The sequence below is a fragment of the Clostridioides sp. ZZV15-6598 genome (genome assembly GCF_020657705.1).
Classification (GTDB): domain Bacteria; phylum Bacillota; class Clostridia; order Peptostreptococcales; family Peptostreptococcaceae; genus Clostridioides; species Clostridioides difficile_F.
In genome coordinates, this window is the sequence record NZ_JAGWCS010000114.1 from 1 (window position 1) to 12,808 (window position 12,808).

Below are 12,808 nucleotides of genomic sequence, written 5' to 3' on the forward strand. Positions count from 1 at the left end.
AGATGTGTATACGAGATAGGTATAAGACAGTCTATCATCTGGATATTGTTTTGCTAATTCAATTTTCAATTTAGCATACTGAAATGCTACATCATGATGTGTATTGAGATAATCTCTAAAACCAACTAGTTGTAAAAACTCTTTGTCATCAGAATTATAACAATGGATGTGCCTTAATGAAATCTGGTTTATTCCTCTTAGAACATATAAATAATGATTAGGATTGTTATATTGTTGACCACAATAATCATATCCCAATTTAATCATTGATTCAACCTTCATATTATTAATAGATTTGAGTTTAATCGCTATATCTAAAATGGGTTTAGCACAAATTATATTTATAGAAGTACTACCTACATGTTGTATATCTAGAATGTTATCTTTCCATATTATTTCTATTTGTTTTTTTGCTAATAGAAATTCTGTACTCCATTTTTGATTATATGGTAATAATCTTACTTTATATCTCTCTACACCTTCCATAGCTATTATCCTCCAAATTCAGATTTATTATTGTAAGATTTATTTATTATTGTAATACCTATCTGTCAAATGAACTATTTACAGTTTAGGTGTTGTTTTGATAAGTGTCAAATAATCTTGTTTTTATTAATTAAAGATAAGAGGTTTTAATTATGGTAAAATATACTATAAAATTAATATAAAAGTGATAAAATTAATTTAAGTAAATATTAAAAAGGGGTGTAGATATGGAAAAATCAAAAGTATATTTTTGTGATTTATATTCAAATTCACAAAATAAGAATGTACCAAACAATGTGAGAAGATTATTTGATAAAGCTGGATTTAAAGATTTAATATCAAAAAATGACCAAGTCGCAATAAAACTTCACTTTGGAGAAAAGGGAAACACTACATATATGAGTCCTGTTGCAGTTAGACAGGTAGTTGATAAGGTTAAAGATTGTGAAGGCAAGCCATTTTTAACAGATACAAATACATTATATACAGGAAGTAGAACTAATTCTGTAGACCATCTTACAACAGCTATAGAAAATGGATTTGCTTATGCGGTAGTAAATGCACCAGTAATAATTGCAGATGGATTGTACAGTAGAAATTATGAAAATGTGCAAATAGATAAAAAACACTTTGAAAGTGTAAAAATAGGTGGGGAAATTTATAACTCTTCTGCGATGATAGTAATGAGTCATTTTAAAGGTCATGAAGCTGCTGGTTTTGGAGGAGCATTAAAAAATTTAGCTATGGGATGTGCAAGTGCAGCAGGAAAACAAATGCAACATTCTGATGTTACTCCTGGAGTAAATGAGAAGAAATGCATAGGATGTGGAAAATGTGTTAATTCTTGCCCAACTAAAGCTATAAGTATAGTAGATAAAAAGGCAGTAATAGATTCTAATGTATGCTACGGTTGTGGAGAATGTCCAACTGTATGTCCAACTAGGGCAGTAACTATACAATGGGAAAGTGACTCAGATGTATTTGTTGAAAAAATGGCAGAACATGCATATGGAGCAGTATCAAATAAAAAAGATAAGGTTGGGTATATAACTTTTGTTATGAATGTGACTCCACTTTGTGATTGTGTACCTTGGTCAGGCAGACCAATTGCACATGATATAGGAATATTAGCATCAACTGACCCTGTAGCCATTGAGCAAGCATGTTATGATTTGATTTGTAAGGAAATGGGTCATGATGTATTTAAACATGAACATCCTCATGTAAATGGAACTAGAATAATAGACTATGCATGTGAAATGGGAATGGGAAGTAAAGAATATGAATTAATAAAATTATAAGAATAGATAGACTTAAATGCATATAATGATGTAAGAGGAATTTAAAAGTATCAAAGGAGTATGCATTTATGAAAATTTACTATGAAAAGGAAAATAGCAAGAAAGCAAACGTAAACAATATTCCAAGTGTATTTGCATTTAATTTTCTAAGAAATTTTTTGACTAGTAAAGAATATGAAGAAACTAGAAAAGAATATTTTATAAATAATCTAACAAAGAGTCAAGTTAATCAAGCTATGAAAGATTTAAAATGGCTTTTTAGAGAGTATGAAGGCTTAGAGATTATTACAATGGAAAGCTTGGATGGAGTAAAAACAAGGATAGTTTTGTAAATTATTAAGAATACTGCTTTAATGATGATGTGTATAATACAATTTATTATACCAATATCATTTTAAAGCAGTATTTTTTATTTTTGAATAGTAAACCTATGCTTAAAATAAAGTTGACCTTTAAATAAAAAGTCTGTAATATTGTATATAATAAGTAAACTATAAAAAGTGAAAAGGTTGACTAATAGGAGGCTATATGAAAGAGTATATAATCAAATTAAAAAATAAAGTTTTAAATGGAAAAGAAATAAGTTATAAAGAAGCTTTTAGTTTAATAAATATTGATGCAAATAATAAAAATGATTTTGATATTCTATTAAAATCAGCAAATGAAATAAGAGAATTTTTTATGGGTAGCAAAGCAGATCTATGTACAATAGTAAATGCAAAATCTGGCAAATGCAGTGAAGATTGTAAGTTTTGTGCACAGTCATCTCATTATAAAACTGGTATTGATGAATATTCATTACTCAATTATGATGTGATTCTAAATAGGGCTAAAGAGATGGAGAGTAAAGGAGTCCATAGATTTTCTTTAGTTACAAGTGGGAAAGGAATGACAGGGGATGAGTTTAATAATATTTTACAGATTTATGAAGGCTTAAGAGAGAATACCAGTCTAAAATTGTGTGCATCTTTGGGGATTATAGATTATAATCAAGCTAAAAAATTAAAAGAAGTAGGAGTATCTACATATCATCATAATGTTGAGACATCTAAGGATAATTTTGAAAGCATATGTACAACACATACATATGAAGAAAGAATAAAAACCATCAAAGAAGCTAAAAGAGCAGGATTAGATGTATGTGTTGGCGGAATAATTGGAATGAATGAGAGTAAAGAACAAAGATTGAAGATGGTATTTGAAATAAAAGAGTTAAATGTGAAGTCATTTCCAATAAATATTTTAAATCCAATTAAGAATACTCCAATGGAAAGTTATGATATATTAGAACCAATGGAAATATTAAAAACAACAGCAGTATTTAGGTTTATAATTCCTAATATATATATAAGATATGCTGGTGGAAGATTGTCCTTAAAAGGATATGATAAGATAGGATTTAGTGGAGGAGTAAATTCTGCAATTGTTGGTGACTATTTAACAACTGTAGGAAATGGTATTGAAAATGATAAAAAAATGATTGAAGAACAAGGCTTTAAAATTTAATGGAAATTGCTTAAATCAATTAATATACTTTTTAAGAATTAAAAAAGTATATTAATTTTTTTTGGAAATCAGTTAATATACTAAATTTAAATTAATAGTTGAAAATATTTTGAAAAATAAGAAAAATATCAAAATTTGTATAAAGTAGTTGCAAAGCGAAAAAAGATATGATAGTATCTAGGTAACCGGTTAAGTAAAACGGTTTCCTAAATTGTGGGGGTGAACTTCTTGGGTATAACTATAAAAGAGATTGGCGAATTGGCTGGTGTTTCCAAAACAACTGTGTCAAAAGTCATTAATAATAAAGATGAAAATATAAGTCAAGCAACAAGAGAAAAGATTTTAAAAATAATGAAGGAAAAAAATTACGTCCCAAATAAATTGGCACAAAGTTTAGTAACTAAAAGAACAAATACAATAGGACTTCTTATACCAGATATACGAAATCCATTTTTCACAGATGTATCAAGAGGTGTGGAAGATAAAGCTAATGAGGAAGGATATAATATAATTTTATGTAATACAGATGAAGATGCCAAAAAGGAATATGAAGGGATAAGAACATTATCAGAAAGAATGATAGATGGAATTATCTTTGCAGCATCATCAAATACAAACTGGAAAGAGGCAAATTACAAAGATATAAAAATACCAACAGTATTAATCGATAAGAAAATAAGTATGAATAAAGAAACCTTAAAAGGTATAGTTAAAATAAATAACTTTGAGGGTGCATATATAGCTACAAAACATTTATTAGATATTGGACATAAGAAAATAATATACTTAAGTGGTCCACTTCAAAATGAAATAGCAGTAGATAGATTAGAAGGATATAAAAAAGCTTTGACTGAGTATAATTTAGATTACAAATCTAATTATGTATTTGAAGGAAAATATAAGATTGAATGGGGGCAAGAATTTATAAAAAACTTAGAAGAGATAAATTTTAATGCTATATTTTGTGCAAATGATTTAATTGCAATAGGTGTTATCAGAGGTCTTCAAGAAAGAGGATTAAATATACCAAACGATGTAAGTGTTGTGGGATTTGATGATATTCAAACTTCTAGTTTAATAAGTCCTCCACTTACGACAGTACGACAACCATCTTATGATATAGGATATAAAGCCAGTGAAATATTAATAAATTGTTTAAGAGGAGATAAGAGAGAATCCTTTGATGAATTAATTTTTAAACCAGAATTAGTGATAAGAGCTTCAACTAAAGAAAGTTAATTAACAACATGAAATGCATAAATAGATATGTAAAGGAGTAATGTAATGGGAAACATAGTTGTCATAGGAAGTGTAAATATGGACATGGTATGTTCTGTAGATAAGAGGCCAGAAAAAGGAGAAACAATACTAGGCAATAGTTTTTTTACATCACCTGGCGGGAAAGGTGCTAACCAAGCAGTTTCAGCATCTAAGTTAGGTGCAAATGTAAAAATGATATCTTGTATAGGGGAAGATAGCTTAGGCGAAGAATTGATAAGAAATTTTAAAGAGAATAAAGTTGATTATAATTTGATAGATAGAAATAATCAAAAAAGTTCTGGTGTTGCTGTCATAACACTATGTGAAAATGATAATAGTATTGTTGTTGTGCCAGGAACAAATGAGCTAGTAGATATAGAACTAATTAAAAAAAATGAGGAAGAAATAAAAGGTGCAGATATAGTATTACTACAGTTAGAGATTCCACTGGAAACAATAAATTATGTAGTAAATTTTTGTTTTGAAAACAATATAAAAGTTTTGTTGAACCCAGCACCAGCAATAAGATTAGATGAAGATATAATAGAAAAAGTAACTTACTTAACACCAAATGAACATGAGTATAAGATAGTTTTTGACACAGATGAAAGCATAGAAGAAGTATTAAAAAAATATCCAAATAAACTTGTAATAACAGAAGGAAGAAATGGAGCTAGATTTTATGATGGTAAGGAAGTAAAACATGTATCTTGTATAAATGTAGATGTTCAAGATACTACAGGGGCAGGAGATACTTTTAATGGAGCATTATCAGTAGCTATAACAGAAGGCAAAGACTTATATACAGCAGTAGGATATGCTGTAGTAGTGTCAGGGCTTTCTGTAACAAAATTAGGTGCTCAATCTGGAATGCCTTATAGGGAAGATGTTGAAAAATATTTAGATATTAATAAATAAAAATTAAAATTGTTCAAATCTAAAACTATTAAAAATGGAGGGTAATTATGAGAAAAATTTTATCTTTAGGAATTGTTGCAACACTAGCAGTGGGAATGTTAACAGGATGTTCAATGGATGGACCAGGTAAATCAGAAAAGAAGGATAGTTCAGCTAAGAAAGATTTAACTATAGGAGTATCTACAATAACTCTTCAACATCAATTTTTTATAGACATTGACGAAGGGATAAAAGAAAAAGCTAAAGAACTAGGTGTAAAAGTCATAGTAAATGACCCAGACCAAGATGTAGCTAAGCAAACATCAGCTATAGAAGATTTTATACAACAGGATGTAGATGGAATGATAGTACTTGGAACAGACAATTCAGCTGTAGTACCAGCTGTAGAGGGAGCATTTGAAAAAATGCCTGTAGTTACAGTAGATGCTGTATTAAATACTGAAAATATTACAAGTTATGTTGGAACAGTTAGTTATGATGCTGGTAAAAAATTAGGCGAATACACTAAAAAGTACATAGATGAAAACTTAGGTGGAAAATCAGAAATTGCAATAGTAACAGATTTAAAATCTCAAATACAAATGCAAAGAATAGATGGGTTTAAAGAAGCATTAAAAGGTTCAGCTAATGTTAAAATATTAAACTCACAACCAGGATATGATAGAGAAGAATCTCTTAATACTGTAGAAAACTTAATTCAATCTAATCCAAATGTAGATATAATATATGCAACAGCTGAAAATAGTGTATTAGGAGCTAAAGCTGCACTTGAATCTGCAAAAAATAAGGATGTTAAGATTGTAGGATTTGATTTAACTGATGAAGCAGCAACTGGAATAACAGATGGAACTGTTCTTGCTATGATTCAGCAACAACCTAAAGAAATGGGTCGTTTAGCAGTAGAAGCAGTAGTAAAGGCTATAAAAGGTGAAAAGGTAGAGAAAAATATACCAGTGCCAGCTTTACTTTATGATAAAGAAAATATAAAAGACTTTAAGAATTAATAAAAAATAAGATTATTTAAAAGAAATCCTATCTAAAAAGGAGTGTCATTATGAGTAATATAATTCTAAAGTTAAGTAATATTGCTAAGGAATTTCCTGGGGTTAGGGCGTTAGATAATGTTAATTTTGAGTTATTTCATGGCGAAGTTCATGCACTACTGGGTGAAAATGGTGCTGGTAAATCAACAATGATAAAGATTTTAACTGGTGCACATGCAAAGACTTCTGGTAAATTTATTTTTGAAGGAAAAGAGATAGAAAATATATCACCAGACATTTCTAAAAAAATAGGTATAAATGCCATATATCAAGAATTAACAGTATTTGATGAATTGACAGTAGCACAAAATATTTTTATGGGAAAAGAAATAAATGGCAAGGTCTTAACTAATGATAAAAAAATGAATGAAGAATCTAAAAAGATTTTTGACAATATGGGAATAGATATAAATCCAAGTAGCTTAGTCAAAGAACTTAGTATAGCTCAAAAGCAAATGGTTGAAATCGCAAGAGTTTTATCATCGGAAACTAAGGTCTTGATAATGGATGAGCCAACTTCTTCAATAAGTAAAAAAGAAACTGAGATACTTTTTAGACTTATAAATGATTTAAAGAGTAGTGGAGTTAGTATAATATATATTTCTCATAGAATGGAAGAACTTTTTGAGATTTGTGACAGAATAACTATAATGCGAGATGGGAAAACGATTTCGACTCTGAATACCAAAGAAGTATCATCTGAGGAAGAATTAGTTAATTTAATGATAGATAGAAAATTAGACCAATTTTTCCCTAAAAGAAAAGTAGAAATCAAAGAAGAAATTATGAGGGTAGAAAATCTAACTAAAAACAATGTTTTTGATAATATCAGTTTTAATATAAGAAAAGGCGAAATTTTAGGGATAGGTGGATTAGTTGGAAGCAAGAGAAGTGAAATCGTAGAAGCTATATTTGGACTTAGAACATATAATTCTGGGAAAATATATTTAAATAATAAGGAAATTAAATTCAAAACACCATCAGATGCAATTGAAAATGGTTTAGGGTTGATAACAGAAGATAGAAAAGGTACCGGATTATTTTTACAGATGAGTGTCAAAGAAAATACAACTATGGCGGGATTAAAGAAAATATCTAAATTTAAATCAGTTATAGATAGAAAAAAAGAAAAAGAAGTTTTAGAAAAATACATAGAAGCTTTAAAAATAAAGACTCCACATATGAATCAGGTTATACAGAGCTTAAGTGGTGGTAACCAACAAAAGGCTATAATAGCTAGATGGCTTTTATTACAACCAGATATATTAATTATGGATGAACCAACTAGAGGTATAGATGTAAATGCTAAAGCAGAGATATACAATCTAATGGGTGACTTGGTAGAGGATGGCGTAAGCATAATAATGATATCTTCAGAGATACCAGAATTAATATCAATGAGTGACAGAATAATGGTTATGAGAGAGGGACATATAAGTGGCTTTTTAGAAGGTGAAGAAATGGTTGAAAATAATGTATTAAAATTGGCTTTTGGAGGTAAAATTAATGAGTTCAATAACTAAGCATAAAGAAAATACTTCATCTCCATTATTATCAAAATTAACAAGTGTATTTAAAGACCAGGGGAGTGCAGCTATAGGACTTGTAATAATTTTTATAATAATGAGTGTAGCTTCATCTAATTTTTTAACTTTAGATAATTTAATTAATGTTGGAAGACAAATATCAATAAATGCAATTCTTGCAGTAGGGATGACTTTTGTAATAATTACAGGAGGAATAGACTTAAGTGTAGGAGCAGTAATTGCTTTAGTAGGTACATTCTGGGCTACAACAGTAGTAAATTATAATGCACCTGTATGGGTAGGTATGTTACTTGCATTAGCAATTGGGACAATACTAGGTGTTATAAAAGGTGCAATTATTTCAACACAAAAACTACCACCATTTATCGTAACTTTAGCTATGTTGACGATAATAAGTGGAGCAAGCTTTGTGTTTACAGGAGGTAGACCTATATCAGTAAACACAGATGCATTTAAGATGCTTGGTAGAGGATATGTTGGACCAATACCAATACCAGTTATAATTATGATTATAGTTGTAATAGCAGGACATTTTCTCTTAAAAAGAACTGATTTTGGACGCCATGTACATGCTGTAGGTGGAAATGAAGAAGCAGCTAGACTATGTGGAGTAAAAGTAAATAAAGTTATAGTTAAAGTGTATGCCTTAGCTGGATTATTAACAGCTTTAGCTGGAATAATATTATCTTCACGTTTAGCATCAGGTTCACCAACTGTTGGAGATGGAGCAGAATTGGATGCTATAGCAGCAGTTGTGCTTGGAGGTACTAATATGATGGGTGGTTCTGGTTCTATAGTAGGGACATGTATAGGTGTTGGAATAATAGGAATATTGGGAAATGGATTAAACCTATTGAGTGTATCTTCATATAATCAGATGATTATAAAAGGTTTGGTAATGTTATTTGCTATATGGATAAATAACATAAAACTAAAAAAATCAGCTAAAGCAAAATAATAAATCTTGGGAGGAAACATGAAAAAAATTCTCTTAGATACATTAAATAGCAACAAGCAAGAATATATAGACTATTTAAAAGAACTTGTAAGTATCAAAACCGAAGATGTAGGTCATGGAATACTAGGTGGATTTGAAAAGGAAGGTCAAGAATATATTGAAAAACTTGCAAATTCCATAGGGTTTAGTGTAAATAGACAAGAAATGAGCGAAGATTTAATTAAAAAGGCAAAAGAAATACATAAAGAAGGTAATCTCGGTCACAATTATGATGATAGATATAATTTAATATGTAAGTACAGTGATAATTTGCCTGGTAAGACGATAGTTTTTAATGGTCATGTAGATACTATGCCACCAGGAGATATAAATAAGTGGAGATATAATCCATATTGTGCTACAGAAGATAAAGGGAAGCTTTATGGACTTGGAACTGCAGATATGAAATCTGGTCTAATAGCCTCAATATTAGCTGTAAAACTTATAAAAGATAGTGGCTTAAATATACCTGGCAATATAAAGGTAATGTCAGTGGTAGATGAAGAAGGCGGAGGAAATGGAACTATAAATGCAGTTATGAATGGAATTGATGGAGATTACTGTGTAATTTGTGAACCATCAGAAAAGGACATAATAATTGCACATATGGGATTTGTATTCTTTGAGGTTGAAGTTAAAGGTGTATCTCTCCACTGTGGAAGCAAGTGGGAAGGTGTAAACGCTATAGAAAAGGCGATGTTATTACTCCAAGATATAAAAGAGTTAGAACATAATTGGCTTATGAGATATAAACATGCTTTATTACCTCCACCTACAATAAATCTAGGTGTAATAAATGGTGGAACAGCAGGTTCTACTGTACCAGATAAGTGTGTATTTAATTTATGTGTACATTTCTTGCCAAATACAATGAGTTATGAGCAAGTTGTGGACGATATAACCAAGGTTATAATGACAAGAGCTGATGGAGATTTGTGGCTTAAAGATAATAAACCAGAGATAAACATATATCAATCAGGATTAGGTTTTGAGATGGACAAGCAATCTGAATTTATAGTTAATACTCAAAAGATATTAGAAGAAACCTTAGAAAGAAAGTTAAATATAAAAGGATCAACGGCTGGGAATGATGCAAGACTGATGAAAAACTTAGCTAAAATTCCAACGTTGATATTAGGACCAGGTTCAATAGAACAATGTCATTCAATAGATGAGTATGTTGAAATTCAAGAGTATTTAGACAGTATACTTATGTATGCCAGTCTAATATTAAATTTATAAAAGTAGGAGGAATATATAGATGAAAAAAGTATTAATAGTAGGGGAATCATGGGTAAAAAATATAACTCATATAAAGGGATTTGATACATTTGTTACAACGCATTATGAAGAAGCAGTAAAATGGTTAAAAGAAGCAGTAGAGTCTGGAGGATATGAAGCAGTTCATATGCCTGCACATGTAGCAGCAGACAGCTTCCCATATAAATTAGAAGAGTTAAATGAGTATGATTGTATAATATTATCTGATATAGGTTCTAATACATTCTTATTATCTAATAGTACATTTATAGATTGTAATAGTAATCCAGATAGACTTGAATTAATTAAAGAGTATGTAAATAAAGGTGGAGCATTAATCATGGTAGGTGGATATATGTCATTTACAGGTATAGATGCAAAAGCTAGATTTGGAGAAACTGCCATCAAAGATGTATTGCCAATAACAATGATAGATAAAGATGATAGAGTTGAAAAACCAGCAGGAATAACTCCAGTTGTTGTTGATTCTGAACATCCAGTTTTAAAGGATATACCAAAGGAATGGCCACAGTTTTTAGGATATAATAAAACAGTAGCTAAACATAATTGTCCTGTACTAGCGACTATTGGAGGAGACCCATTTGTAGCTGTTGGTGAATTTGGAAAAGGAAAATCTGCTATTTTTAGTTCTGATTGTGCACCTCATTGGGGTCCAAGAGAATTTACTGATTGGAAATATTATAATAAATTATGGGTTAATATGCTTGATTGGTTAACATGCTAAAAATTTTATAAATTTAAAAGACCTCTTACTTGATAAAGTATAATTTACAAGTCAAGAGGTTTTCTTATATAAAATGATTATGATGTGGAAGCTATTTTAAAAATAATTGTTTTATATAATTAAATAATATAATGATTAGTTTTATGGAGGAGAATATGGTTAATATAAATGATTCAAATAAAAAATTTATAATGGATTATATAGATAAAATACAAGAAGAATTAAGAGATATATCAGATAAAATATGGAACAATCCAGAACTTCAATATAAAGAGTATTATGCTTCAAACTTACAAAAAGAATATTTAAAAAAACATGATTTTAGTGTAGATGAATTAGATTATATGGATACAGCATTTATAGCTAGCTATGGAGAAGGTAAACCAGTTATAGCAGTTTTGGGAGAATATGATGCCCTAGATGGTTTGTCTCAAAAAGTATCCATTACAAAAGAACCTATTTCAGAGGGTGATGCAGGCCATGGGTGTGGACATAATTTACTTGGAACAGGTTCAATGGGAGCTGTAATTGCAATAAAGGAATTGATTAAATCAAAAAAGTTGAAAGGGACTATAAAATACTATGGATGTCCAGCAGAAGAAGATTTGTCAGGAAAAGTATTAATGATAAAAAAAGGTTTTTTTGATGGAATCGATTGTGCATTTAGTTGGCACCCATTTGATATAAATACTCCAATAAGAATTCCAACACTTGCTAATTATTCTGTAAAATTTAGATATAATGGGATTAGCGCCCATGCAGCACAAGCTCCTTATAATGGAAGAAGTTCACTTGATGCTGTTGAACTTATGAACATAGGTTGTAACTATTTAAGAGAGCATATATTTGATAGCTGTAGAGTTCATTATGTAACTACTAATGGTGGAAAAATGCCAAACATAGTTCCAGACTTTGCAGAAGTGTGGTATTACATAAGAGGAGTAAAAATGGAGCATGTAAGAGATGTATTTGATAGAATTGTTGATATAGCAAAAGGAGCAGGACTAATGACTGGTACTAGTATGGAATATAATATTATAAGTGGAGTATATGACTATATTCCAAATACAATATTAACAGATGCTTTATCAAGAAACATGAAATTGATAGGAGTACAAAAGTATGATGAAGATGACTACTATTTTGCAGAAAAATTAGCTGAAACAGTGTCTATAGACAAAAGAATTAGTGTTTCTAGTGTACTTAGTGGAAATAATGAGATTACTAAGATGAATCTACATGATGAAGTTACAGATGATACATTTGTTCATAATAACTGTATATCACTATCATTAGATATTGGAGATGTTAGTTATATAATACCAACAGCACAATGTTCTTGTTCAGTTTGGCCTATTGGTATTTCTGCTCATACATGGCAATCTTGTGCTAGTGCAGGCTCTGACATGGGATTTAAAGCGATGTTGTTAGCATCCAAATCTATAGCATGTTCAATAAATGATGTAATTCTTGATGAATCTATTGTAAATAAAGCAAAAAAGGAACTAAAAGATACTTTAGGCAGTTTTGAATATACTCCAATTATTTAAAAATTAATTTAATGTAAGTAAGATTGAATTGTATGAATTAGTATAAATATATAATTGAATATTTGTCATAAAATATTATTTATAATTTAATTAACTTTAGATTACTTTTTAAGTAGGTTGTTTAAAAATATGAAAGAATATCAAAAAAGAAAGATAGACTAATTAAAAAATATAATATAGTATTAAGAATAAGAT

Annotated in this window: 12 protein-coding genes; 11 read left to right on the plus strand and 1 reads right to left on the minus strand. The window is 29.6% G+C overall.

Annotated elements, in window-relative coordinates; all coding sequences use genetic code 11:
- The coding region (locus tag KGF50_RS16775) for a GrpB family protein (RefSeq protein WP_227849130.1) at positions 1–486 on the minus strand (486 nt) is incomplete at its 3' end.
- 227 nt (positions 487–713) lie between these two features.
- Here KGF50_RS16775 and KGF50_RS16780 point away from each other — a divergent pair.
- From KGF50_RS16780 to KGF50_RS16830, 11 genes are all read left to right on the plus strand, one after another.
- Positions 714–1,787 (plus strand): DUF362 domain-containing protein, encoded by a 1,074-nt coding sequence (locus tag KGF50_RS16780; RefSeq protein WP_227849131.1) that lies wholly within the window; start codon positions 714–716, stop codon positions 1,785–1,787.
- 68 nt (positions 1,788–1,855) lie between these two features.
- A complete protein-coding gene (locus KGF50_RS16785; protein ID WP_227827716.1) occupies positions 1,856–2,119 on the plus strand; it encodes a hypothetical protein in 264 nt (87 codons plus the stop codon).
- Between the two features lie 196 nt (positions 2,120–2,315).
- Positions 2,316–3,293 (plus strand): biotin synthase BioB, encoded by a 978-nt coding sequence (gene bioB / locus KGF50_RS16790; protein ID WP_227849132.1) that lies wholly within the window; start codon positions 2,316–2,318, stop codon positions 3,291–3,293.
- A 219-nt stretch (positions 3,294–3,512) separates the two neighbouring features.
- Entirely contained in the window at positions 3,513–4,532 is a 1,020-nt protein-coding gene (locus KGF50_RS16795; RefSeq protein WP_227849133.1) for a LacI family DNA-binding transcriptional regulator, read from the plus strand.
- 45 nt (positions 4,533–4,577) lie between these two features.
- The gene (rbsK, locus tag KGF50_RS16800) at positions 4,578–5,471 is read left to right on the plus strand and encodes a ribokinase (RefSeq protein WP_227849134.1); all 894 of its coding nucleotides are present in this window, start codon (positions 4,578–4,580) and stop codon (positions 5,469–5,471) included.
- A gap of 47 nt (positions 5,472–5,518) precedes the next feature.
- Complete coding sequence (locus KGF50_RS16805) at positions 5,519–6,475, plus strand: substrate-binding domain-containing protein (protein WP_227849135.1); 957 nt, start codon at positions 5,519–5,521, stop codon at positions 6,473–6,475.
- A 50-nt stretch (positions 6,476–6,525) separates the two neighbouring features.
- Positions 6,526–8,037 carry a sugar ABC transporter ATP-binding protein gene (locus tag KGF50_RS16810; RefSeq protein ID WP_227849136.1) on the plus strand — a complete coding sequence of 504 codons (1,512 nt, stop codon included), beginning with the start codon at positions 6,526–6,528 and terminating at the stop codon, positions 8,035–8,037.
- Positions 8,021–9,019, plus strand: a complete 999-nt coding sequence (locus tag KGF50_RS16815) for an ABC transporter permease subunit (RefSeq protein WP_227849137.1) — start codon at positions 8,021–8,023, stop codon at positions 9,017–9,019. Before KGF50_RS16810 ends, KGF50_RS16815 begins: the two co-directional genes overlap by 17 nt.
- 18 nt (positions 9,020–9,037) lie before the next feature.
- Positions 9,038–10,300, plus strand: a complete 1,263-nt coding sequence (locus KGF50_RS16820) for a M20 family metallopeptidase (protein WP_227849138.1) — start codon at positions 9,038–9,040, stop codon at positions 10,298–10,300.
- Between the two features lie 19 nt (positions 10,301–10,319).
- Entirely contained in the window at positions 10,320–11,063 is a 744-nt protein-coding gene (locus KGF50_RS16825) for a glutamine amidotransferase (RefSeq protein ID WP_227849139.1), read from the plus strand.
- A gap of 164 nt (positions 11,064–11,227) precedes the next feature.
- Entirely contained in the window at positions 11,228–12,613 is a 1,386-nt protein-coding gene (locus tag KGF50_RS16830) for a M20 family metallopeptidase (protein WP_413926827.1), read from the plus strand.
- The last annotated feature ends 195 nt before the right edge of the window (positions 12,614–12,808 follow it).